This is a genomic window from Nitrospiria bacterium, assembly GCA_036397255.1.
In the GTDB taxonomy this organism is placed as follows: domain Bacteria; phylum Nitrospirota; class Nitrospiria; order DASWJH01; family DASWJH01; genus DASWJH01.
In genome coordinates this window covers 1-23276 of sequence record DASWJH010000034.1, presented here as the reverse complement: position 1 = coordinate 23276, position 23276 = coordinate 1, and the positions used below count along the sequence as shown (strand labels likewise).

General features: G+C 45.3%; 24 protein-coding genes. 12 read left to right on the top strand and 12 right to left on the bottom strand.

Translation table 11 applies throughout. The features are described 5' to 3' along the window. Positions 1-15: 15 nt before the first annotated feature. On the bottom strand, positions 16-3021 hold the full coding sequence (locus VGB26_04510; protein ID HEX9757046.1) for a DUF2309 domain-containing protein: 3006 nt from the start codon (positions 3019-3021) through the stop codon (positions 16-18). A gap of 340 nt (positions 3022-3361) precedes the next feature. After that, positions 3362-3745: a DUF2294 domain-containing protein gene (locus tag VGB26_04505; GenBank protein ID HEX9757045.1), complete on the bottom strand. Its 384-nt coding sequence runs from the start codon at positions 3743-3745 to the stop codon at positions 3362-3364. Positions 3746-4235: 490 nt separating this feature from the next. Here VGB26_04505 and VGB26_04500 point away from each other — a divergent pair, with 490 nt between their 5' ends. Genes VGB26_04500 through VGB26_04450 form a run of 11 tightly spaced genes read left to right on the top strand, consistent with a single transcriptional unit; the run spans position 4236 to position 11681 of the window. Next, a complete protein-coding gene (locus VGB26_04500) occupies positions 4236-4703 on the top strand; it encodes a Na+/H+ antiporter subunit E (GenBank protein ID HEX9757044.1) in 468 nt (155 codons plus the stop codon). A 6-nt stretch (positions 4704-4709) separates the two neighbouring features. Beyond that, the gene (locus VGB26_04495) at positions 4710-4967 is read left to right on the top strand and encodes a monovalent cation/H+ antiporter complex subunit F (GenBank protein HEX9757043.1); all 258 of its coding nucleotides are present in this window, start codon (positions 4710-4712) and stop codon (positions 4965-4967) included. After that, the gene (gene mnhG, locus VGB26_04490; GenBank protein HEX9757042.1) at positions 4967-5350 is read left to right on the top strand and encodes a monovalent cation/H(+) antiporter subunit G; all 384 of its coding nucleotides are present in this window, start codon (positions 4967-4969) and stop codon (positions 5348-5350) included. The genes VGB26_04495 and mnhG overlap by 1 nt, the downstream gene beginning before the upstream one ends. After that, a complete protein-coding gene (locus VGB26_04485) occupies positions 5347-5583 on the top strand; it encodes a hydrogenase subunit MbhD domain-containing protein (GenBank protein ID HEX9757041.1) in 237 nt (78 codons plus the stop codon). The genes mnhG and VGB26_04485 overlap by 4 nt, the downstream gene beginning before the upstream one ends. Next, positions 5580-5921: a hydrogen gas-evolving membrane-bound hydrogenase subunit E gene (mbhE, locus tag VGB26_04480; GenBank protein HEX9757040.1), complete on the top strand. Its 342-nt coding sequence runs from the start codon at positions 5580-5582 to the stop codon at positions 5919-5921. Before VGB26_04485 ends, mbhE begins: the two co-directional genes overlap by 4 nt. Further along, entirely contained in the window at positions 5914-6336 is a 423-nt protein-coding gene (locus VGB26_04475) for a Na(+)/H(+) antiporter subunit B (GenBank protein ID HEX9757039.1), read from the top strand. The genes mbhE and VGB26_04475 overlap by 8 nt, the downstream gene beginning before the upstream one ends. Next, on the top strand, positions 6336-6686 hold the full coding sequence (locus VGB26_04470; GenBank protein ID HEX9757038.1) for a cation:proton antiporter subunit C: 351 nt from the start codon (positions 6336-6338) through the stop codon (positions 6684-6686). Before VGB26_04475 ends, VGB26_04470 begins: the two co-directional genes overlap by 1 nt. After that, entirely contained in the window at positions 6686-8176 is a 1491-nt protein-coding gene (locus VGB26_04465; protein ID HEX9757037.1) for a monovalent cation/H+ antiporter subunit D family protein, read from the top strand. Before VGB26_04470 ends, VGB26_04465 begins: the two co-directional genes overlap by 1 nt. A gap of 1 nt (position 8177) precedes the next feature. Further along, complete coding sequence (locus VGB26_04460; GenBank protein ID HEX9757036.1) at positions 8178-9656, top strand: monovalent cation/H+ antiporter subunit D family protein; 1479 nt, start codon at positions 8178-8180, stop codon at positions 9654-9656. After that, entirely contained in the window at positions 9656-9898 is a 243-nt protein-coding gene (locus VGB26_04455; protein ID HEX9757035.1) for a hypothetical protein, read from the top strand. The genes VGB26_04460 and VGB26_04455 overlap by 1 nt, the downstream gene beginning before the upstream one ends. After that, positions 9891-11681 carry a Na(+)/H(+) antiporter subunit D gene (locus VGB26_04450; GenBank protein ID HEX9757034.1) on the top strand — a complete coding sequence of 597 codons (1791 nt, stop codon included), beginning with the start codon at positions 9891-9893 and terminating at the stop codon, positions 11679-11681. Before VGB26_04455 ends, VGB26_04450 begins: the two co-directional genes overlap by 8 nt. A 152-nt stretch (positions 11682-11833) precedes the next feature. Here VGB26_04450 and VGB26_04445 read toward each other — a convergent pair whose 3' ends face one another. From VGB26_04445 to VGB26_04400, 10 genes are all read right to left on the bottom strand, one after another. Then, positions 11834-12295, bottom strand: coding sequence for a RidA family protein (locus tag VGB26_04445; protein HEX9757033.1), 462 nt, complete (start codon positions 12293-12295; stop codon positions 11834-11836). Positions 12296-12304: 9 nt separating this feature from the next. Beyond that, positions 12305-13006 carry a deoxyribose-phosphate aldolase gene (deoC, locus tag VGB26_04440; protein HEX9757032.1) on the bottom strand — a complete coding sequence of 234 codons (702 nt, stop codon included), beginning with the start codon at positions 13004-13006 and terminating at the stop codon, positions 12305-12307. Then, positions 13006-14052 (bottom strand): endolytic transglycosylase MltG, encoded by a 1047-nt coding sequence (gene mltG / locus VGB26_04435; GenBank protein HEX9757031.1) that lies wholly within the window; start codon positions 14050-14052, stop codon positions 13006-13008. The genes deoC and mltG overlap by 1 nt, the downstream gene beginning before the upstream one ends. Before the next feature lie 91 nt (positions 14053-14143). Beyond that, positions 14144-14434, bottom strand: coding sequence for a hypothetical protein (locus VGB26_04430; protein HEX9757030.1), 291 nt, complete (start codon positions 14432-14434; stop codon positions 14144-14146). Positions 14435-14494: 60 nt separating this feature from the next. Next, positions 14495-17125, bottom strand: coding sequence for an alanine--tRNA ligase (gene alaS, locus VGB26_04425; GenBank protein ID HEX9757029.1), 2631 nt, complete (start codon positions 17123-17125; stop codon positions 14495-14497). A gap of 287 nt (positions 17126-17412) precedes the next feature. After that, complete coding sequence (locus tag VGB26_04420; GenBank protein HEX9757028.1) at positions 17413-18567, bottom strand: type IV pilus twitching motility protein PilT; 1155 nt, start codon at positions 18565-18567, stop codon at positions 17413-17415. 129 nt (positions 18568-18696) lie between these two features. After that, on the bottom strand, positions 18697-19770 hold the full coding sequence (gene recA, locus VGB26_04415) for a recombinase RecA (protein HEX9757027.1): 1074 nt from the start codon (positions 19768-19770) through the stop codon (positions 18697-18699). Positions 19771-19836: 66 nt separating this feature from the next. Next, positions 19837-20430, bottom strand: a complete 594-nt coding sequence (gene thpR, locus VGB26_04410; protein ID HEX9757026.1) for an RNA 2',3'-cyclic phosphodiesterase — start codon at positions 20428-20430, stop codon at positions 19837-19839. 4 nt (positions 20431-20434) lie between these two features. Then, positions 20435-21685 carry a competence/damage-inducible protein A gene (locus VGB26_04405; protein ID HEX9757025.1) on the bottom strand — a complete coding sequence of 417 codons (1251 nt, stop codon included), beginning with the start codon at positions 21683-21685 and terminating at the stop codon, positions 20435-20437. Between the two features lie 84 nt (positions 21686-21769). Next, positions 21770-22228 (bottom strand): phosphatidylglycerophosphatase A, encoded by a 459-nt coding sequence (locus VGB26_04400; protein ID HEX9757024.1) that lies wholly within the window; start codon positions 22226-22228, stop codon positions 21770-21772. Between the two features lie 412 nt (positions 22229-22640). Between VGB26_04400 and VGB26_04395 the strand changes: the two genes are divergently transcribed. Further along, positions 22641-23276: hypothetical protein (locus VGB26_04395; GenBank protein ID HEX9757023.1), on the top strand; the 636-nt coding region annotated here is incomplete at its 3' end.

Below are 23276 nucleotides of genomic sequence, written 5' to 3'. Positions count from 1 at the left end.
CGGTTTCTTCTCACATTAAGGGGAAGAGATTTTCAGGTTTAAACTTTCCCAGCGTCCATTTCCTTGGTATTCCTGAAAAACCCCAAGGATGGGATCCACAGCGAGAAGATTTACCCAATGGTTGTTGAAAAGCTGTTGAAGTTTTTCATGGCGGTCAATAATTCCCTGGACCCTTTCAATAGGGGATTCAATAATGGCCAAAGGCCTCATGGGTTCATGAAAATGAATCTCCCCGTTCATGACCGACTGCACGGGGAGACCTGGTCTTAAATCACTCTGCCGACCCAGAATAACCCCAACTCCTGAAACAACATTATGATAAACTTTGCTCCCGCTTCCGTAAACCAAAGGATCCGTGCTTGAGAAATAATACTCCATGCTAATCCATTGAACCACCAACAGGGGGGCAGTCATAATGGTGTCTAATGCTTTTCCGGTCCCATCCTGTTCCGGGTCATAAGAATGCATAAACACCCGTCCGTCTAAAGGGATTCCTTGAGTCAGCTTTCTTCTTCCGATAATAAAGGCTGCGTTACTGGAAAGGCCCCACTCTGGCCGGACTTGTGCCCAGTCCCCGCTTCTTTGCCGGACATGACGGAACGTATTTTCAACGGATTTTGCATGGGGGGCTCCGGGAAGCTTTTTAACGCGCTCAAAAGCGGCCAACCCTCCCGCTTGGTCGAGGTCCTTTTGAAGCTGGGATACATTTGCGTGATGAGAGGGAGGAATGGCTTCCTGATCAAGGAGAATGACCTGATCGGTTGTGGTGTTATGTTCCCCAGCTATAAATAGGGTGGAAGAGGGAATTTCAATTCCCCGTTCCTTTAACGCCTTTCGTACTTCGGGGGTGTTGGCGATGGAGGTCAGCGCCCGGGCATTCGGTCCTCCGTGGTTTCCTCCACAAGCTCCGCAGTCGTATGCAGCCGCATAGGGATTATTTTCTGAGGTGCTCCCGTGTGCACAAAGAAAAACCACCGGCGCAAAATGGTTTGTTAAACCCATTAGTCGCAGGCCGTTTTCTAAAAGTGTTGTTTTCTCCTCGAGGGTAAATCCCACGTTACCTCGCTCTGATGAATTCGCTTCAGAGGGGCGATCCAAGAGAAGCTGGGTTGGAACTTTTGGAACCAATCGGTGGTGGAGCTTTTCACGAAATCTCTGGTAGGCGAAGGGGAAAAACGTTTTTGCAATAAAGGTAAGGCCAAATAAACCTCCTAGAAAATCAATCAGGAAATAAGCGGAGAAGTTGTTGGCTTTTAAATCATGGAAGATGCCGTGCCCTGAATGATGCCATTTGGATCCCGTTTCATTTTTCTGGGTTTCTTTTTCATGCGCAGGCAAAGGAATTTCAAAGACCCTTTTCTCGGGTTTAATTAAAGCGGGACAGAGCAACCATTCGGTGTCTGATCCATAAGGGCGAAAACAAATGGGAACACCAAAGAATCCAGCGAATCCAAATGTTTCGTAGGGGCCAATATTTTCCATGTGGCGGCGAAGGTATTCGGATCGGGCATCGATACAAAAAATCGCCTGGGCTTGGGGGGCGCTTTGGGGCTTTGATGGATCCTTTTGATGGGGTGCACTCAATTTTTCCAGAAGAGTTTTTCGAAAGGAAAGCTCAAGGGCTTGAAGCCAAATAACCCCATGGTGTTCCGATGGAAAGGCATCAAGGAGTTCCAATGCCTTTTTGACCTCTTTTTGAGAAAGGTTTTGAATATCATCCTGATCGAGACCCAGAAATTGGGCAAGATTAAAAAAACGCCAGGCGATGTTCAAGCGATAATGGTCTGCCGGGTTCTCAACCCTCTCATCCCCCCGGTTGGCCAGGGGATAAGTTTCGGGAAATTTTCGAAAGAAGGTTTGGATCTCGGAAAGCGACCCTTTGATGTTCCATGTTTTTTGACAAATGGAATCAACCAGTTCTGACTCGTAAAAAAGACGGACCGCCAAATATTGAGTAGGATCAATGGGGTAAAGTTGTTGCCAGATATTTTCGGGCTCATTGGTACGCCACTTTATGAAGCTTGCCCATCCTGGCATTTGAGAGAGGTGACGTTTCAAATAATCGGGCCAGAGGTGGTTTTTTACACCCATCTGTGTGAGGCATCCTGCAATGGTGTCCTCGGGGTTCTGGGGAAGCCCCCGAATTTTATATGAAAAGTTTTTTATTCTTCCGATTTCAGCCGATCGATCGAGTGAAGCTACATCTAGCCACGAATGGTAAAAACCTTTTTCACGAGACGGCATTTCCCAGGACGCCATGCCTTCATCTAAAAAAGCCGAACACCATTTTATCATCTGGTCATCGATTTGTTTTCTTAGTGGGATCTCGGTTATTTCCTGAATCCAATCACCCAAAGTCCACCGGTTTCCAACCTTAGAAAGGTCTATTAGAAAAAACCGGAAATTTTCCCCTTCCTTGGAGGTGGTGGGGGAAGATGGGTCCTTTTCGGATTTATCTTTGAATTCGAGGTTATGGGTTATACCCAAGGTTCTCAAGATGCCCTGCCAGAGGAAAGGGATGATCCCTGTTTCAGGGTCTTTTCTGATTGAAACGGGGACATCCGAACGGTATCGGGACAATATCTTTTCGTTCCCCACCCTCCAATGGAATATGGAATTACGAATGGGATCCATTCCATAAATTAAATGGAGTCTGAGTATCTTAATTGGATCAACTTTCTTTTTTCCAAGGGGGAGAATGTTATCCACCTCCAGAGGCCACTGGGATTTTTTTAATGCCTCCAAAATGGAGGCGTCGGTTATTTTCCCTGAATGATAAAGATTTCTATAAGATTCATTGGAAAGATACCCCTGGCCTCCAAATAAATCCTGTCCTTGGTTGATGGCCTGGTGGAAAGGGAGGTGTTCCAACTCTTGAAGGGGATTTCGATATATAAACGTTCGCAGTGGCCAGCACCGTGCGATGAACTGATTGGCCTGATCAACACAGTTGCGGACTTGAGCTCTTTCGGAATTTTCTAAGGCTTTGAAATGAATTGATTCTAAAGTTCCGATTGGCATTTTTTGCTTTTATTCCCTTCACGTTTATTGGGAAGCGAAACTGTGGAAATGTAAATCCAATTTTTGGATTGATTCAGTGCCCTCATGGGGCAACTTTTGAAAACAACTATTGGTTAGAAAAAAAAAGACCAGCATACCCTTTTCAGGAAATGTGCTGGCCTACCTTCCACGAAACCTCCCTCTGACGAGAGGGTTGTCTCACGGCTTGTGCGCCTTACCTTTTAAAAAAGCCGATCTATTTTTCTCGGCCGAATTAACGGATAATCCAACTGATCCTTTTATGGAGAATCATTCAGATTATCTTAATCCTCTTTAAAGTAACCCGCCGTGGGTATTGAGGTCAAGAAAAATGGTTGGATAACTGCTGCTCTAAATTTTCCATAAGGGTAAAAATGATAACCCTTTCACCCGTTTTTGTGCTGATATCGGTATGAAGGCTTACAACCTTTACGGGAACGATTTTTTCAATGGTTTCGATCAGTAACGCCCTTGCCTGTTCCAATAAATTGGCCCGAATTTTTTTAATGAGCTCCGTCCCTGTAGGGTTTTTGGCCAGTTGCTGTTCCGCATGGGTAAGGACCCCATTCAGACGAACCAGGATCATATCATCCATGATATAGGTTTTGGTTTCAATTGGCCCCCTTCCCATGTATTCTTTTTCAAACTGGACCATGGCATTGCTGATTTCCGCTTCCATCTGGCCTTTTTTCTTTATGGGTTTCATGAATCCCTTGGGATGAGGAGGTATAAATTATACCCAGGAAATTTCCGCAATTTTATCTGAAAAGGGATTTAAAAACAATAGGATTTGTTTTTATTGGAAGGTTACATTTCAAATTAGAAAAAACCAGTGCTTCTTTTAGTATCCCCTCTTTGAGCTTTTCTTTTCGGGTTTCCATTTCAAAAATATTTTTCTCTTAAAAAAAGGAAAAATAATATACTATTTTTATCTTTTCCCTTTAAATTTTTCTAATGAAACTTGATCAAACTGCCGATCTAAATCATAAGGCGGTTTTTTTTGAAGGAAAAAATTTTCTGCTACCTTATGAGAATCTGAGGAACTTTTTTAAAATATTTTTTAAAATAAAGCAAAAGAACTCAATTAGATGCAGAATACTTTTCTAAAAGATGGTAGCATCATCGGGTTCAGGCGCTTGATTTGGGTTTATATGCCCTCTATAATGAGAGCCCTTTATAAGCCTGAAGGGGTGGAAATGAGTGTTGTATTGACTTTTGGGGTCCTTTTTTCATTCTGGATTCTGTTATCCGGACATTTCGATGCCATGCATTTGATGTTGGGGGTGGTCTGTTCCTATGGGGTGGCCTTTTTTTCTCATGAATTTTTGTTTCAAGGGATCCGTTTAAAAACGTTAATGAACCAAACCTTTCAGGTTATAAAATACCTGCCTTGGTTTTTATATCAGATTGTGATTGCCAACCTCGATGTGGCCTACCGGACCCTTCATCCGAAAATGCCGATACAACCCAGCATTTTGAAGACCAAAACCCGTTTAAAGACCGAATTGGGAAGGGTGGCCTTGGCCAATTCGATTACCCTGACACCGGGAACCGTCACCATCGATGTGGATGAAGAAGGCCAATATATCATTCACGCCATCACTGAATATGATGCTCAGAGCTTTCAGGAAATGGAAAAGCGAATTAAGCCCATTGAGGGTTAATAAATCATGATGTTTCAAGTTGCTGCGGTCTTTGTTGTGATTGCCATACTGGTGGTGTTGTATCGAGCCCTTTCTGGGCCCACCGTTTTTGATCGGATTTTATCCACCAATTTGATAGGGACCAAGACCGTGGTCCTATTAGCCTTAATTGGTTTTATATATGATCGCCCCCAATTTTTGGATATTGCCCTGGTTTATGCAATCATTAACTTCATTGCAACGGTGGCTATATTGAAGTATATCCAAAGCGGAAACCTCGATTGATGGAATTTCATGTTTTATTATCAGCTGGTTTTCTAGCCATTGGGTGTTTTTTTATTCTAGTGGCTTCTATTGGAATTATCCGGTTTCCTGATTTTTTCTCAAGGATTCATCCCGCAGGAAAAGCAGATACCATGGGGCAGGTTTTTGTTTTGGTGGGGTTGTTTATCTATGAAGGCTTTTCCTTTGAAAGCATCAAACTCTGGTTGATAATCCTTTTTATCTTTATCGCCAATCCAACCGCTACCCATGCGGTTGCGAAGGCAGCTTATTTGGCTGGGTTAAAACCTTGGTTAAAATCCCCGGCGGGATCATCTAACGAAGGAGATCCCACCCAGGGTGGTCACCATTCTTCCTCATCAAAACCTGGAGATGCTATCCCATGATTGACATACTCCTTCTACTGATTTTGGTCATTTGCGCCATCGGTGCCATTCAGATGAAAGATCTTCTCGGTGCGACTATGATTTTAGGAATCTACAGTTTGATGATGGCATTGGTTTGGACCCGCCTGAATGCAGTGGATGTGGCCTTTACCGAAGCGTCGGTAGGGGCAGGTATTACAACAGTTCTTTTGATTGCCGCATTGAGTCGGACGAAGCGAAAAGAGGAAGAATGAAACCTTCAATTGAAAATCCACAGGGTCAGCAAAACACCCATCAAAGGAGAAAAAGGGTTTTTAACTTCATTTCCTTTCTCATTGTTTTTATAACCGGTGGTGTTTTGATCTATGGGACATTGGATATGCCGGGATTCGGGGATCCCCACGCTCCTGCTAATCTTCATGTCGCTCCCCGATATATTGAAAAGATTATAGAGGAGACAGGTGTTGAGAATATGGTCACCGGGATTCTAGCCAGTTATCGCGGGTATGACACGCTCGGGGAGACCGTGGTGATCTTTACAGCGGGTCTTTCCGTGATTCTTTTACTAAGGAGAACCTCTCGGGATGGGTAGAGGGAATGTCATTATTCGGTTTATCGCGGCAAAGTTTATCCCCTTTATTCAACTGTTTGGTTTGTACGTGATCATGCATGGGGAAGCGGGGCCCGGTGGTGGTTTCCAGGGGGGCGTGATTTTGGGGGCCAGTATGATTTTATATGGCCTGGTTTTTGGTTTTGAAGCGGTGCGAAAAACTTATTCACAAAAAGCAGGAGATATTTTGAGCAGTGTGGGGGTTTTATTGTATGCCGGGATTGGATTACTGACTCTTCTAATCGGGGGCCACTTTTTGGAATACCGAGTTCTGCCATTAGGAACCCCCCAATTTTCAAGCCACATCGGAATTCTGGGGATTGAGATCGGTGTGGGTATTACAGTGGCTTCTGTAATGACCATATTGTTTTTTGAAATGGCAAGGAGAAAATCTTAATGGAATTTATATTGGCCAAATACAACTACTGGATTTATATTTTTCTGATGATGATCGGATTTTACGCAATGATTGCCAAAAAAAATCTTGTAAAGAAAATTATTGGTATGAATGTCTTTCAAACCGCGGTTTTCCTGTTTTATATCTCCATTTCAAAGGTTACTGGAGGAACAGCCCCGATTGTGTGGGAATACGCCCGCCAATATGATAATCCATTACCCCATGTCCTCATCTTGACTGCCATTGTGGTTTCCGTCAGTACCACCGCCGTTGCCCTCGCCCTGATCTCCCGGATTTACGAATCCTATGGACATATAGAAGAAGACAAAATATTGAGCCAGCAGAAATAATGATGGCCCAACACCTCCCCATCCTTCCGATTATTTTACCCCTCTTTGCCGCAGTCCTGATCCCGCTGTTTGGAAGAATCCGGGTTCAGTATGCATGGTTTTTTTCAGTGGGGGCCACCGGTTTTTCTTTTTTATGCTCCAGTTGGCTTCTCTCCCAGGTGATGACCGGGAGGCGGGTGAGGTATTTCCTGGGCAATTGGGAGCCCCCATGGGGAATCGAATATGTGGTGGACTATTTGAGTGGGTTTGTATTGGTCATTATTTCTTTCATGGCCTTTGTGGTGACGGTTTATTCTTGGAAGAGTGTGGAAAAAGAAATACCCAAAGAAAAGGTGGGTCTCTTTTATGCCGTGTTTATGCTTTTGGTCACTGGTCTTCTTGGCATTGTCATCACCGGGGACATATTTAACCTTTATGTTTTTCTGGAAATTTCAGCCCTCAGTGGTTATGTGTTGATTGCCATGGGTGGAAAAAGAGAAGCCCTGATGGCGAGTTATAATTATCTGATTCTTGGGACCATCGGAGCGACATTTATTCTATTGGGAATTGGATACCTTTATATGGTCACCGGGTCTTTGAATATGGCCGATTTGGCGACTCTTTTACCCCCCCTGTATGAAAACAAAGTGGTGTTGACGGGGTTTGCTTTTTTGGTCGTCGGGCTGTGTATCAAGGTTGCCCTTTTCCCTTTTCATATCTGGCTTCCCAATGCTTACACCTATGCGCCTTCAGTGGTGGGAACCTTTATGGCCGCCACTGCGACCAAAGTTTCGGCCTATGCCTTGGTGCGCATTATGTTCACCGTTTTCTCTCCCGGTTTCGATTTTAAAATGGTTCCGGTTACGGAAATTCTATTTTACCTTGGAATGGCCGCGATGCTGGTGGGTCCGGTCCTGGCCATTAGCCAAACGGATATTCGGAGGATGCTGGCTTATTCCAGTGTGGGCCAGATCGGGTATATTGTCTTAGGTATATCCTTAGGGAATCAAACAGGCATGGTGGGAGGTTTAGTTCATTTATTAAATCATGCTTTGATGAAAGGGGGTCTTTTTCTGGTGGTGGGTGCCATTATATACAAAACCGGAATCACACAGATTTCTGAGCTGAAAGGAATGGGAAAGCGGATGCCTTTAAGCATGGCAGCGTTCACCGTGAGTGCCCTTTCGATGATTGGGGTCCCGTTGACGGTAGGGTTTGTCAGTAAGTGGTATTTGGGTGTCGGGGCCCTTCAAGCAGGTAAATGGATTGCCCTTCCCATTATTTTGTTAAGCTCATTGCTGACGGCCGTTTATTTTTGGAGAATCATTGAGAACGTATATTTTAAAGGGGCCCAAGGTCAGGAGAGTGGAAGGCAACGGGAGGAGGGTCCCCCAGGAATGGTTGTCCCCACTTTAGGGGTTGCCTCTTTGTGTTTGGTTTTTGGTGTCTTCGCTTTTATTCCCGTCTCCATTGCCGAATTAGCCGCTCAAATGCTTTTGGGAAAAACATAATATGGTCGAATCCTCCGTTCCTTTTTATACACTTCTCGTTTCACTGATTGCGATACCATTTATAGGTCTGTCCGGGAAATCACCCAACCTCCGTGAGTCTTGGACTCTGATTGCATCGGTCATAAAAATCCTAATGGTGTTGTCGATGGTTCCGGATGTTCTAGAGGGTAAAACCATTTACACACACCTCGGGAGTATCCTCCCCGGGCTGGATATAGCCTTCCGGGTGGATGCCTTAGGAATGATTTTTGCGGTTCCCGCCTCTTTGTTGTGGCTGATTACCTCCATGTATTCCATTGGGTATATGCGTTCTTTAAATGAACACGACCAAACCCGGTATTACATTTTTTTTTCCGTGGCCATATCGGCCACGTTGGGGATTGCTTTTTCCGCCAATGTATTTACCCTCTTTTTGTTTTATGAGATTCTGACCCTTTCCACTTATCCCCTCGTTATTCATCAGCAGACCCAGGAAAGCCTTCAGGCCGGAAGACGGTACCTGACCTACTTACTGGGAACCTCTTTTGCTTTTCTATTAACCGCTGTTTTTCTTACCTATCATACTGCTGGGACACTGGAATTTTCCCGACAGGGGATTTTAACTGGAAAAACCTCCGATCTGATGGTCACCCTGATCTTTATCCTTTTTCTGGCTGGGACGACCAAGGCCGGGTTGGTTCCCCTACATTCCTGGCTTCCTGCGGCCATGGTTGCTCCGACACCGGTGAGTGCTTTATTACATGCAGTGGCGGTGGTTAAGGCAGGCGTTTTTACCATTGTGAGGATCTCCTTGGACATTTTTGGAATTGACCTCCTTCGGGATGTGGGCCTTGGGATGGGTTTGGTCTATTTTTCGTCTTTTACAGTGATAGTGGCTTCTTTGGTTGCCCTTCGGCAAGACAATTTAAAAAGACGATTAGCTTATTCCACCATCAGTCAACTGGCCTATGTTGTGCTGGGCGTGGCCTTACTGACGCCGGGGGGAATTTATGGCAGCACTCTTCAAATTGTGGTTCACGCCTTCGGTAAAATTACACTTTTCTTTTGTGCGGGAGCGATTTATGTCGCTGCCCATAAAACCAAGGTGAGCGAATTAAACGGAATCGGAAAAAAAATGCCTCTGACCATGATCGCATTTACGATTGGCGCCTTTTCCATGATCGGGGTTCCATTAACGGGAGGGTTTATCAGTAAATGGTACCTTCTCATGGGGGCAATTGAAGCGCACCATATTTTTGCCATTGGTGTATTGATCATCAGTACCATTTTAAATGCAGCCTATTTTCTTCCCATTATTCATGCGGCATTTCTTAAAGACCTCCCGGACCGGGAGGAACCTAGAATCCAGGAAGCGCCACCCTGGATGATAGGACCGATCCTTGTGACGGCTGTGGGGACCATTTTACTTTTTGTGGCGCCATCTTTTTTTATGAAAATTGCGGGGTTAGTGGTTGGAAGTCTCAATGGAGGATCCTCTTGATGAAAAAAGAATTCGATTTTTTTGATCATCCGGGCAATATTAAAAGGATCAAACGAATCTTTTATCTGGTTTTAATCCTTTTATTGGTTTTTGAATTTTTTATTCATAAGCACACCACCTTTCCGTGGGAGAGTATCCCCGGTTTTAATGCGCTATATGGTTTTCTTGCTTGTGTCGTGATTGTTTTTTTCTCTAACGCTTTGGGTTATTTTTTGAAGAAAAAAGAGGGTTATTATGACTAGCGGGGTTCCTCCTGGGTTGATTTTTCTCGTGGGTTCCTTGTTCATTCCTTTTTTCCAGGGGCATTCAAAAAAGGCTTTGCTTCTTGGCCTTCCGCTCCTGGGCGGAATCAGCCTTTTTCTAATCCCCGAAGGGATCAATTGGGGGTTTGATTTTTTTGGTCATTCTCTCGTTTTGCTTCGTGTGGATGCCTTAAGCAAGGCGTTTGGTTACATCTTTGTCATTATGGCTTTTTCCGGAGCTTTATTCTCTCTCCATGTGAAAGACAATAAGGAACATGTGGCGGCTTTTCTTTATGTAGGCAGTTCATTGGGGGTTGTGTTTGCTGGAGACCTTCTCTCTTTGTTTATCTTTTGGGAGATGATGGCTTTTTCTTCTGTCTTTTTGATTTGGGCCCGGGGGACCCAAGCGGCCCAAGGTGCGGGGTTCCGTTATGTCCTGGTCCATATTTTGGGGGGTGTATTTCTTCTGGTGGGGATTGTCATGTATCAATCCCAAACGGGTTCAATGGCGTTTGATGGAATGTCTTTGGAAAGTTGGGCAACCTATTTCATTTTCTTTGGTTTTATCCTCAATGCCGCTGCACCCCCTCTTCACGCTTGGTTGCCCGATGCCTACCCTGAAGCGACCGTGACCGGAACGGTTTTTCTAAGTGCGTTTACGACTAAAACCGCGGTCTATGTCTTGGCCCGTTCTTTTGCGGGAACGGAAATTCTCATCTGGATCGGGGTTATGATGACCCTTTACGGAATCGTTTGGGCGATTTTGGAAAATGATATGAGGCGGATCCTGGCCTATAGCATTATCAATCAGGTGGGGTTTATGATCACCGGGATTGGGATCGGCACCCAAATGGCGCTTAACGGAACCATTTCCCATGCTTTCTGCCATATTTTATATAAAGCCCTTTTGCTTATGTCGGCCGGAGCTGTTCTGCATATGACTGGAAAAACCAAATGCACCGATTTAGGGGGTCTCTATAAAACGATGCCCCTAACCCTTATGTTTGCTCTCGTGGGGGCTGCGTCCATTTCTGCTTTTCCCTTATTTAGCGGGTTTGTGAGCAAGGCCATGGTCATTACGGCTTCCACGCAGGAGAATATGCCCTTTGTTTGGTTGATGCTAACGTTGGCCTCCGCAGGGGTATTTTTACATGCGGGCATTAAATTTCCCTATTTTGTTTTTTTTGCTAAAGATTCCGGAATACGAACCCAGGAACCCCCCAACCATATGCTCTGGGCCATGGGCCTACTCTCTTTTTTATGCATTTTTTTAGGGGTGGTGCCCGGTGTCCTATATGCGATTCTCCCTTTTCCGGTCAATTTTGTTCCGTATACACTGGACCATGTGCTTAGCCAGCTCCAGCTTTTGGCCTTTTCAGCCTTGGCTTTCTTTCTTCTTTTACCACACCTTCAGAGAACAAAGACCATTTCGTTGGATACGGATTGGTTCTACCGGAAAGGGGCCCAAGCCTTGGTTTGGTTTTTAAATCAACCGGGAGTGCGAATCGGAAACCAATTCGGAAAAATATTTTTTGAAGAAATCCCTCGTGGTCTTTTCTGGCTCAGCCAAAATCCTTTGGCAGCCATCCAAATCGGATTTGAAAAACTGGTGGTTCATGTGGGGCGATGGGCGGGTTCTTCCCAAGTGAAGGCCTTAGAAAAAAAGGTAAAAACGGAACAATCCTTATACCCGGGGGATCAGGTTTACCATTGGCCTATTGGAACCACGGTTCTTTGGGTAACTCTCTTTTTGTTGGGATCCCTCCTTTTGTATTATTTGTAAAATCCTCTTCCTTCATTTAACCAAATATTTTTGTCAGGCTAACCCAACCCATTTTCCCAAGGTTTAGGATCGTTCAATGGCTCAATAATGGTATTGAAACAAATGAATTAAGGGGGAATAATAGGGGGCGTTTTATTTTAATGGAAAGGAGTTTAACCTTTTAATTCCACAACCAGTTCAATTTCGATGGAGGCGCCCAGAGGCAATTCAGCAACCCCAACGGAGACCCGGGCGTGTAAACCTTTTTCACCAAAGAGTTTAATCAAGAGATCTGAAGCGCCATTGATTACTTGGGGTTGCTGGGTAAACCCCGGGCTAGAAGCCACATATCCGGTCAGTTTTACGATCTGTTTAACCTGATCTAAACTCCCCAATTCACTCTTGATGATCGCCAGTGCATTCAGGAGGCTAATCCGTGCGGCCTCGTAGCCATCTTCGGTTGAAATTTCTTTTCCTAATTTTCCCACATGGGTCATTTTCCCATTCACAAAAGGAATGACCCCGCTTAAAAAAAGAAGATTTCCGCTTTTAACGGCGGGAACATATGCGGCTACGGGCCTGGGGGCAGGTGGAAGGGAAATACCCAATTCTTTCAGCTTGGCTTCAACAGACATGGGGTTCCGTTACGATGCTTTGGAGTGGCGGTTTTGAAGACCAGATTGATTTTCAAATTCCCTCATGATGGATACCGCCGCACTGGTTCCAATTCGACTGGCCCCTGCTTTCCACAGTTCCTCGACCCTTTGAAGGTTTCGAATTCCTCCAGAAGCTTTGACTTTTGCTTTTTTTCCTGCTTCTCGGGTCAATAACTGTATATCTTCAGTCGTTGCCCCCGAGGGTCCAAAACCCGTGGACGTTTTTACAAATGCGGCCCCGGTTTTCATAATCAGTTGGCAGGCCTTTTTCTTTTCCGTCTGGGTTAAAAGTCCGGTCTCAATGATGATTTTATGAATACAGGAATGGCTTACATTCATGATGTTACGGATTTCATTCAGTGTATAATCTTCATCCCCGGCCCTGAAAAACCCCAGGTTGATCATGACTTCCAGTTCCTGGGCACCATGTTTAATGGCTTCCATGGCTTCAAGGATTTTAACGGGAATGGAGGAGTGGCCTAATGGAAATCCGATGACCGTGGACACCTTAACCTTGGAATGGGTCAGAATTTTTTGGGCGTGTTCCACGTAGGTAGGAGGAACGCATAAAGCGGCGAATTGATAATGAATTGCTAATTGGGCCGCGTCTTCAATATTTTTTTGACTCACGGTTGGGGATAGCAGGGTGTAGTCTAAAAGTTGGGAAAGTTGCCGAGCATTTTTAAACATTACCGGGTTCCTGATGTTTTCATGGCATGACTTGAAGATCTATTCATTTGGTAAAGTTGAACGGCGCGGTTATGTTCTCCGAGTGTTTTTGAAAAATAATGGCTTCCATCATTTTTTGAAACAAAATAAAAATAGTTAACATCGGCAGGGTAGAGCGCGGCCTCAATGGATTGGGTTCCGGGATTAGCAATGGGCCCAGGGGGAAGTCCTCTCACCCGGTAGGTATTGTACGGGGAAAGATAGGACAGGTGTTTACGGGTTAAATTTCCGTTAAAATTCGGGAGAGCGTATATCACCGTTGGATCGCTCTGAAGGGGCATCCCTCGTTTGATCCGGTTATGAAAAACGGCTGAAATCAAATTTCGTTCATCCCCTTTTCCGGTTTCTTTTTCTATAATAGAAGCAAGGGTGACCACCTCATGTTCCGTCAAATTGAGGGTTTTGGCCCTTTCCCGCCATTCCAGGGGAAAGGTTTTTTCAAATCGGGAAACCATGGTTTGAATGATTTCTTCACCTCCCAAATGTTTTGGAAAGAAATAGGTCTCCGGAAAAAGGTACCCTTCCATGCTTGGCGCATTGATCCCGAAGCGATTAATAAGTCCGGGATCTTCCACCCACTTCAAAAACTCTCCTTGAGTAATAAGTCCTTTCCTCTCTAAAAGACGGCCTATTTGCTCAGCGGTATAACCCTCCGGGATTCGGATTTCATGTAAAACCACTTTTCCATTTTTGAACATTTCCATCATTTTCAGGGGACCCATGGAAGGGTCTAATGAATATTCTCCCGGTTTAATTTTTCGCTCCGAACGGGTCAATTTCCCCAAGATGATAAAAGGGGTTTTTTTGGAAATAAGCTCTTCTTTTTTCAAAAGGTGGGCCAATCCGCTTAAACTGGTTCCGATGGGAACCTCGATGGTTTTGGAGACCCCCTTTTTTTCTAAGTCTGTTAAGAAAAAGTTGGCGGATAGAATGCTGGTAAACGAAAAAAGTCCGATGGAAAAGACCACCCCGAAGAAAAGGGTTGTAGGTTTTTGCCTTTGTTTCATAGGGTTAAATATACCATAACAGAGCTTTTATGAACAGAGCGTTCATAAAAAGCCTTTTTTTTCAAAAAGGGCTTTTTAGTGGTCATGGGGTTTAGGATTCCTTTGTTTTTCTTTTGGAGAGTTCTTGGATTTTCTTTTCGAGACGGTCAATATCGTTTTTAGAAGGGAGCCCTAAGCCTTCAGCCACACGGTTGAGAATATGGTTTTCTTTACCCCTGAGTTCTTTTCCCCTCCGCTCCAAATTGCTAAATGCTTTTGCAACGGTTTTAGCCATTTCGCCTTTGCTTTGTTGCCCCCGTTTTGCGAGATCCTCCAGAACTTCATTGAGTTTGTCCTGAATCCCGAGACCCGCATAGGCCAAAGTTTTTAGTGTTGAAAGCATAACTATTTCCTCCAATGTTATTCTTAAATCACGTCCTTCCAATATTGACACTCTATTTTATTATAGGAGTTGGCCGATCATGTCCATGGCGGCGTCTAAACTTTCTGGAATTTTGCCCCCTGCCTGAGCCATATCCGGTCGCCCCCCCCCGCTTCCCCCAATTTTTGAAGCAATTGGTTTAATCAACTCAGAGGCCTGATAACGGGAGACCAGATCCTTTGAAACCAATATGATAAGAGAGACCTTTCCTTCTTTTACGGAACCAAGCAGGGCAATTCCAGAGGGAAAACGGGTTCGGACCTGATCTGCAACCGATCGGAGTTCCTTCATATCATAGTTTTCCAAGCGTTTGGTCAGCACTTGGATCCCCTTCATCTCCTTGACGTTTTCTGCCAGGTCACGAGTTTGTGAAGAGGAGAGTTTTTCCTTTAAACGGTGGATTTCTTTTTCCTGCTCTTTCATATTAATTAAAAGTTTTTTTGCTCGCCCAAGGACATCCACCGGTTGAACTTTTAAAAGAGAGGCCAATTCCCTAAAATCCTCTTCCTGGTGTTTGAAAAACTTGTATGCCATCTCTCCCGTGAGGGCTTCGATTCTCCGAACACCCGATGCAATACCCCCCTCGTGAACCAATTTAAATAAACCGATTTCACCCGTTTCTCGGCAGTGGGTTCCTCCGCACAGCTCTTTACTAAAGTGATTGATTTCAACGACCCGGACACGGCTTCCATATTTGTCACCAAAAAAGGCCAGCGCTCCTCTGGAGAGGGCTTCATCGATGTCCATCCATTCTTTTTTCACCGCGAAGTTTTGGCGGACCCGCTCATTGATGACTTCCTCAATACGATGGATTTCTCGATCGTTGAGAGGATTAAAGTGAGAAAAGTCAAACCGGAGGCGATCGTGGGCCACTAAAGATCCTGCCTGCTTGACATGGTCCCCCAGCAATTCCCGAAGAACGGAATGAAGGAGATGAGTGGCGGTGTGATTTCTTTCGGCACCTTTTCTGGTCTTTTGGTTAACGATGGCATTAAACCGCTCCCCCTCTTTAATTTCTCCCTGAATCACCTTCCCCAAGTGGAGAAAAAGATTCGGGAGAGGGTGAATGGTGTTATGTAATTCCACACTGGCGTTGGGGCGAAGCAAAAGACCTTGGTCCCCAACTTGCCCGCCTCCCTCACCATAAAATGGGGTGGAATCCAAGATCAGTTCCACCGATTCCCCTTCCAGTGCCCGTTTAACCCGTTGGCCATCCCTAATGATGGCAATAAGGGTTGGCTCTGCCTCAAGGGTCTCATAACCCACAAATTGGGTTTCTCCCGTGTCTTGAAGAATTTCCTTAAAAGTATCTTTGGAAGGAGCATCCTCCGTGGAGAATTGGGTGGCTGCCCTGGCCCGCTCCCGTTGTTGATCCATGGCTTCCTCAAAACCTGCTTCATCCAGGGCTAACTGATTTTCTTGGGCAATTTCCCCCGCCAGGTCCAACGGAAACCCATAGGTGTCGTAAAGGGTAAAAAGTTCTTGACCGGGAATTTGGCGCTTTCCCTTTTGTTTAACCTCTTGGATGACTTGGGTCAGGGTTTTCATCCCCTGATCCAGTGTTTGAAGAAACCGCTCTTCTTCACCTAGAGTGATCTGGGAGATTGTTTGCCGGGATCTTTCCAAATCAGGATAGGCTCCTCTCATCAAATCGATTACTTCATTAGAAAGTTGATATAAAAAGGGCTCATTAATTGATAAGACCTTTCCAAACCGGGCCGCTCTCCGAAGAATCCGGCGCAGAACGTACCCCCTCCCTTCATTGGAGGGGAGGACCCCATCGGAAAGTAAGAAGGTTAGGGCACGTAAATGATCTGCAATCACCCGTATCGCCATATCTTCTTTTTCGCTGGATCCATAGGGGACCGTGCTTCGTTCGGCAATGGAATGGAGAAGGGGTTTGAAAAGATCGCTATCATAGTTGCTGGATACCCCTTGAGTAATGGCAGCCAAACGTTCCACCCCCATTCCTGTATCAATGCTGGGTTTCGGCAACGGGGTCAGTTTTCCATCGAGGCTTCGATCGAATTGCATGAAGACCAGATTCCATATTTCAAGGTAACGATCGCAATCGCACCCGACCGCACAGGTGGGCTTTCCGCAGCCCAAAGATTCACCCTGGTCGATGTGAATTTCAGAACATGGACCACAGGGTCCGGTTTCCCCCATTTGCCAAAAGTTATCTTTTTCTCCCATTCGAATAATCCGGTTTGAGGAAAGGCGAATTTGGTTTTTCCATATATCCGAAGCCTGATCATCTTCCCGGAAAACGGTGACCCAAAGCCGATCCCCAGGGAGCTTCATATCACGGGTAAGGAATTCCCACCCCATTTCAATGGCTTCTTTTTTAAAGTAGTCCCCAAAGGAGAAATTTCCCAGCATTTCAAAAAAGGTATGATGCCGTCGGGTTTTGCCTACATTTTCAAGGTCATTATGTTTTCCACCCGCGCGCATGCATTTCTGGATTGAAATGGCCCGCTTGTAGGGACGTTTTTCTTCTCCTAAAAATACTCCTTTAAATTGAACCATTCCGGCATTGGTAAAAAGAAGGGTTGGATCCTGGGCGGGAATCAAGGAAGAACTGGAAACCCTCGTGTGCCCGTGGTTTATAAAGAATTGGCAGAAATTCTCTCTAATGTCTGATGACTTCACAATCTCATTTCTTTTTTGTGATTACAAGAGGGACTTTTTTGGCTTAGGTGTCCCCTTTTGGATAGAAGCAGTATTATATCATTTTTGGGTAAGTTGATGTAAAGCCCTAAAAACAAAGGTTGAAATGGTAGGGGCGGGGTTCTATTGAAAAACCCTGCATTTTTTTTCGAAAAAAAATGCGAGGCCTTATCTTGAGGTTTTTGGAAAAAAAAGTAGTGGTTTTCTAAATGGACTATTAAAAAAATCTAAGAAAATTGGGACCAGTTTAGGGGATTCCCAATTTACGGTTATTTTCCAAACCGCTCGATTTTAAATTCGGATGACGTATCCTGCTCGAGTTTCTCAGACTCTTGCCATGCCACTTCACTGGTAGTTTGAATGCCTTTAATTTTAAGGGTGAAATCCTCTGGATTGGTGCACCAGCGGAGAGCCTCCTCGTAGCTAATCATTTTTTTTTGGTAGAGATCATAAAGAGATTGATCAAATGTTTGCATGCCGTATTGAGATGCACCGGCGGCAATCACGTCATGAATCCTGCGGGTTTTATCGGGATCAATGATACACTCCCGTATGGTCTGTGTGGCAATCATTATTTCAACCCCTGGAACACGTCCCTTTCCATCCAATCTGGGGACCAATCGCATGGAGACAATGCCCTTAATCACTGAAGCCAATTGAAGGCGGACCTGTTTTTGCTGATAGGGGGGAAAGACTGAAATGATACGGTTAATGGTTTCAGTGGCGTCAATGGTATGAAGGGTGCTCATCACCAAGTGCCCCGTTTCGGCCGCCACCAAGGCGGTAGAGATGGTTTCAAAATCCCTCATTTCGCCCACCAGAATGACATCGGGGTCCTGCCGAAGTGCGCTTCGAAGGGCATAACTAAAAGATTCGGTATCGTTTCCGATTTCCCTTTGACTGACCAGGCTTTTCCGGTCCCGGTGAAGGAACTCGATGGGATCCTCAATGGTAATGATATTATCGGTGCGGTTTCGGTTAATATGATCGATTAAAGCGGAAAGACAGGTTGATTTTCCGCTTCCTGTGGTTCCCGTCACCAAAATCAACCCCCGGGGTTCCATAGACAGTTTTTCAAGAACCGTGGGAAGATGCAATTCTTCGATGGTCAGGATTTTGGTTGGGACGACCCTGAAAACAAGACTGATTGTTCCCCTTTGTTGAAAGATATTGACACGGAAGCGCCCCAATCCCGCTGCACTGTGGGCAAGATCGATTTCATTTTTTTCCTTGAACCGTTGTTTTTGGCCATTGCTCATGATGGAAAACGCCACGGAAATGGCATCTTCCTGGCTGATTTTTGGCTGGTCAGTCACCGGGGTAAGATGACCATCCACCCGAAGAGTGGGGTGATTTCCTACTTTGAGATGGAGATCGGAGGCCTTTTGCTCAAGGGCGGCTTTTAAGAGATCATTTATGTTCATATTCCCTCTCCTCTGGGTTTGAGGTCTATCCTGAGTTCTTCAGAATAGACCGAACATTCCCTAGGCGGTTACAGTTCAAATGATAATCTCCCCTCCCAAAGATGTTCACGTTTGAAGAAAGGAGAGGTTTTATCCGGTTTTCGTTTGTTCTTTTTGGGTACCTGTTTTTGAAGCCGTTGGGGTTGTTTTGGGTTCGGGTTTTTTAATCAGACCGTAGGCTTGTCTGATTTTCTCATCAATTTCTTTGACCAATTTTGGATTTTCTTTCAGATACCGTTTGGCCTGCTCGCGCCCTTGGCCAATTCTTTCCCCCTTGTAAGAATACCAGGCTCCGCTTTTTTCGACAATATTTTGGGAAACCCCTAAATCAATGAGTTCTCCTACTATTGAAATCCCCTCATTGAACAGGATATCGAACTCGGCCTGGCGAAAGGGAGGGGCAACTTTGTTTTTCACCACCTTTACACGAACCCGGCCACCGATGACCTCCTGGCCGTCTTTGAGGGTTTCAATGCGGCGGATATCCAAACGGATGGAGGAGTAGAATTTTAAAGCATTTCCACCAGTTGTGGTCTCTGGGTTTCCGAACATTACGCCAATTTTCATCCGGATTTGGTTGATAAACACCACGATGGAATGGGATTTACTGATGGCCGCGGTCAGTTTCCTTAAGGCTTGGGACATCAACCGCGCCTGCAGACCCATATGGGAATCCCCCATTTCTCCTTCAATTTCCGCCCGGGGAACCAGGGCCGCTACGGAATCGATGACAATGATATCAACGGCACCGCTTCGGACCAGTGTTTCGGCAATTTCCAGTGCCTGCTCTCCCGTATCAGGTTGAGAGACCAGAAGATCATCTGTATTTACACCTAGCTTTATGGCATAGGTCACATCTAGAGCATGCTCCGCGTCGATAAAGGCAGCGGTTCCTCCTTCTTTCTGGACTTGGGCGAGGGCCTGCAAGGAAAGGGTTGTTTTCCCGGAGGATTCCGGCCCATAGATCTCTACTACCCGGCCTCTTGGTAAACCCCCCAGGCCTAAAGCGATATCAAGGCCCAGTGACCCGGTGGAAATTACCTGTACATCCGTTGCCAGGCTATTGGAGCCTAGTTTCATAATGGCCCCTTTTCCAAATTGCCGTTCAATTTGGGTGAACGCAAGGTCCAGGGCTTTCATTCGATTTTGTTCTTTTTCAAGCATGGTTTTTCTCCTATTTTGATCCATCGGTGAATGATAAAGGTTTAACGATTGCTGAAAACATATTTTTTAAGAAGACAACCTTTCCTTTAACTGAATGGTGGCCAGGTTGGAATAAACCGGTCCCTTCGGGGTGAGCTCGCTTTTGACCAAAAGCACCTGGTTTGCTTCAAAACTCCCGAAATCAGTGGAGCCTTCCTTTTGTACTATTTCTTTCATGGTTTGTGAAGAGATTTTAGTTTTCTGATCCGAGCGGACCCGCCCCAATGTTAGGTGCGGTGTAAAGGCCCTTTTTTCCTTTGGAAAGGAAAATGTCTCCATTTCATTTTCAATGCGGTCGGCCAGTTGCATCAAAGTCCCCGTTTTCTCCTGGAGTCCAACCCAAATCACCCTGGGGGACCCTTTAGGAGGAAAACAGTCGAGCCCATTGGCACATAAAGAGAACGTCTCATAGGGGGAGGCAATTTCCCCAAGCGATTTTTCAATGGAGGGTAAAAGATCGTTTTCGACCTCTCCTAGAAATTTTAATGTCAGATGCATGTTTTCAGGGTTTGTCCATCGAACCTGGGGTAATTCTTTTTTTAACCGCCCTTGTAGTTCTCCCAGGGCTTTTTGAATCTCCTCCGGAAGTGGTAAAGCAATAAATGTACGGGTGGTGGGCATCTGGCTACGATCCCTTAACCACCTGTAAAAGATATTTTCTTAACTCATTCAATGCAGCCTGTGCGCTTCTCCATTTAATAGTCTCCCGGTCTCCAAAAAATTGAAACCGAAAACCCTGTGTCCCTGAAAAGTGGGCGAGTGCCATGAAGACCAATCCCACGGGCTTCTCTTCTGTTCCCCCGGTAGGCCCCGCAATGCCGGTAATGGAAAATCCGAGATCGGTGTGGGCCAGCTTTCTGATGCCTTCGGCCATCTCTTTGGCGGCCTGGAGGGAAACCGCACCAAGGGTTTTAAGCGTTTCGGGAGAAACCCCCAAAAGGGATTCTTTTGCTTTATTGCTGTAAGAGACCACGGCCCGTTCCAGATAGTTAGAACTCCCCGGGATATTGGTTAAACGATGGGTCATCAATCCTCCCGTGCAAGATTCAGCCACCGCAAGGGTCTGTCTTAATTGGGTCAGGAGTTTTCCCACCTCTGCCTCCAGGGTGTCTTCTCCAAACCCATAAAGGACATCTCCAAACTCAGTGGCGAGTTTTTGGCCGATTTCATTTAATACCGCTTTTCCTTCCGTTTCCATCTTTCCGGTGTATTGAATCTGGATATCCACACCTGCCGTATGGGCGGTGACGCCAACTTGAATCGGATAACCTGTAAAATTCAGCCCTTTTAATTTCTCCTCCACCTGTAATTCCATCAACCCGGTAATTCGGAATGACTTCCTATGAATCGTAAAAGGCCCGATTAGGTAGGGTTTGAGGGCCGGAAGGACCACTCCTGGAACCATGGCTTGTACTTCTTTATGAACCCCGGGGATGCAGATTAAAATTCCTTTTTCATGTTTGATGAGAAAACCTGGAGCGGTTCCCACGGAATTTTCCAGCAAGTGAGCTTGTGCGGGAAGAAGCGCCATGCGCTCATGCCGCGCGGTCACTTCTCTGTTTTGGCCCGAAAGGCGGTCTGAGATTTTTTTTAAAATTTCCTCTCTGAGAATCAGGCGTTTATTGGTCACACGGGAAACCACTTTTTTAGTAATATCATCGTCGGTTGCTCCGAGGCCTCCTGTGACAATCGTAAGGTTTGCCCGGTTTTGTGATCGTTGAAGGGCATCTTCTAAATCTTCTTCATGATCGCCCACAATGGTGATAAACCGTACTTCGATCCCAATAGAGGCCAGGTGTTTTGAAATTACCAGGGAATTCCGGTCCGTTCTGTTGACCAATAACTCTGATCCGGTTGCAATAATTTCCGCTTTCACAAACTGACCTTTCCTTAATTAATTTTTTTTGACCTAATGTTACCTCTCCACCCACCGGGGGGAGAGGTAAGGTGAGGGGGTAAGCTATCCCAAAATATTCAACATCCTTACCCCGTGCAAAATTCCATTGGCATACAATGCCGCTGCGGTATCATCCAGCATGACCCCTAAACCGCCGGGCACTTTCCTTTCAAGGTAGCGTGCTGGGAAGGGCTTCCAAACATCAAAGAGGCGGAACAGAAAGAATCCGGCGATGATATAAGTGGTGTGATGAGGAAGGGCCCAAAGGGTTAACAGCATGCCATGAATTTCATCCACGACAATGCGGCTGCTATCCTTTTCTTTAAAATTTTTTTCCGCAACCCCCGCGCAGTACCAGCCGATCAAAAATAAGATGACCAATAAAAGAAAATAGGGAAGGGGAGATAACCCGCTGATCCCCCAAAAGATGACCAACCCAACAAGGCTTCCTGCGGTTCCCGAAGCAAACGGACTGTAGCCACTCCCAAAGCCCGTGGCGATCAGAATCGCTAATTTATTCAAGTAGTTCGGTTCCTTACCCAAAAAAGAAAATTATTCTAGCACCCTGCCTGAAAGGAGTCAAGGAAATGGGATGGGAAAGTCAATGAAGAAAGGGAGAATTTGAAATCAAGGTTTCAGAGGTTTACTTCGTTAATAGAATTTACTTTAATTTATCTTTATTTTTCTTAAAGGTAGATTTTGTTTTAGGCAATAGTTAACTTTTCACCTTTTTCTCAAAATTTCCCTGAAATGTAATTAAAAATTTAACTAATTTTTTTTTACATATTTATCCGGCTAAGTTTTTAACCAGTGTGAATTTTTTTGCAACAATCTAAGAAAATTTATTGACAGACTTTTTTAAATCTGATATTCACAGCGGAATTTGATTTTTTATGTAACCATTAATTTTTTTAAATCTTAAGGAAAAACAGCCATGGATTGGCGAAGATTCCCCCCGTCTTCTTTTATCCAACCTTTGGTTATCTTTCTTTTCGGTGTCGCTTTTCTTCTTTTCTCCTTTTCTTCCCTCCACGCCTCAGCCCCGGTTTCCCTATCCGTGGGGGTTGAACCCGAAGCGGTGGCGATTAATTCCCAAACCAACCAGGCTGCTGTCATTCATAAAGGGTCCAACGATTTAAAAGTCATCGACCTTTCCACCAATACCGTTACTTCAACACTTTCCTTTTCCTCCCGTCCCATTGACGTGGCCGTCAATTCCCAAAACAATGTGGCCGTGGTGGTGCTGGAGAAAATCGATAGCATTCAAATTATCGATTTAACCTCCGGTTTTGAGCTGGCCACGGTGGTGGTGGGCAAAGACCCCCAGGAAGTGGCCATCGATCCGGGAAATCAAATCGCTGTGGTGACCAATCAAAAAGATGACACGGTCAGTTTTGTGGATCTATTGGCCTATTCGGTGTTGCAGACTGTTTCCGTGGGAGAGAAACCCTTGGGTGTGGATATCAACCCAACGGCACAGATCGCGGTGGTGGCCAATGAGAAGTCCGATACACTTTCTATCATTGATCTTCCCAGCCGTACGGTGACCCATACCATACCGGTTTCCGAG

Bases quoted from the DNA above. Each gene is read 5' to 3' on its own strand.
- VGB26_04510 (HEX9757046.1), bottom strand. From the start codon at position 3,021: ATGCCAATCGGAACTTTAGAATCAATTCATTTCAAAGCCTTAGAAAAT.
- VGB26_04505 (HEX9757045.1), bottom strand. From the start codon at position 3,745: ATGAAACCCATAAAGAAAAAAGGCCAGATGGAAGCGGAAATCAGCAAT.
- VGB26_04500 (HEX9757044.1), top strand. From the start codon at position 4,236: ATGAGTGTTGTATTGACTTTTGGGGTCCTTTTTTCATTCTGGATTCTG.
- VGB26_04495 (HEX9757043.1), top strand. From the start codon at position 4,710: ATGATGTTTCAAGTTGCTGCGGTCTTTGTTGTGATTGCCATACTGGTG.
- mnhG (HEX9757042.1), top strand. From the start codon at position 4,967: ATGGAATTTCATGTTTTATTATCAGCTGGTTTTCTAGCCATTGGGTGT.
- VGB26_04485 (HEX9757041.1), top strand. From the start codon at position 5,347: ATGATTGACATACTCCTTCTACTGATTTTGGTCATTTGCGCCATCGGT.
- mbhE (HEX9757040.1), top strand. From the start codon at position 5,580: ATGAAACCTTCAATTGAAAATCCACAGGGTCAGCAAAACACCCATCAA.
- VGB26_04475 (HEX9757039.1), top strand. From the start codon at position 5,914: ATGGGTAGAGGGAATGTCATTATTCGGTTTATCGCGGCAAAGTTTATC.
- VGB26_04470 (HEX9757038.1), top strand. From the start codon at position 6,336: ATGGAATTTATATTGGCCAAATACAACTACTGGATTTATATTTTTCTG.
- VGB26_04465 (HEX9757037.1), top strand. From the start codon at position 6,686: ATGATGGCCCAACACCTCCCCATCCTTCCGATTATTTTACCCCTCTTT.
- VGB26_04460 (HEX9757036.1), top strand. From the start codon at position 8,178: ATGGTCGAATCCTCCGTTCCTTTTTATACACTTCTCGTTTCACTGATT.
- VGB26_04455 (HEX9757035.1), top strand. From the start codon at position 9,656: ATGAAAAAAGAATTCGATTTTTTTGATCATCCGGGCAATATTAAAAGG.
- VGB26_04450 (HEX9757034.1), top strand. From the start codon at position 9,891: ATGACTAGCGGGGTTCCTCCTGGGTTGATTTTTCTCGTGGGTTCCTTG.
- VGB26_04445 (HEX9757033.1), bottom strand. From the start codon at position 12,295: ATGTCTGTTGAAGCCAAGCTGAAAGAATTGGGTATTTCCCTTCCACCT.
- deoC (HEX9757032.1), bottom strand. From the start codon at position 13,006: ATGTTTAAAAATGCTCGGCAACTTTCCCAACTTTTAGACTACACCCTG.
- mltG (HEX9757031.1), bottom strand. From the start codon at position 14,052: ATGAAACAAAGGCAAAAACCTACAACCCTTTTCTTCGGGGTGGTCTTT.
- VGB26_04430 (HEX9757030.1), bottom strand. From the start codon at position 14,434: ATGCTTTCAACACTAAAAACTTTGGCCTATGCGGGTCTCGGGATTCAG.
- VGB26_04420 (HEX9757028.1), bottom strand. From the start codon at position 18,567: ATGAACATAAATGATCTCTTAAAAGCCGCCCTTGAGCAAAAGGCCTCC.
- recA (HEX9757027.1), bottom strand. From the start codon at position 19,770: ATGCTTGAAAAAGAACAAAATCGAATGAAAGCCCTGGACCTTGCGTTC.
- thpR (HEX9757026.1), bottom strand. From the start codon at position 20,430: ATGCCCACCACCCGTACATTTATTGCTTTACCACTTCCGGAGGAGATT.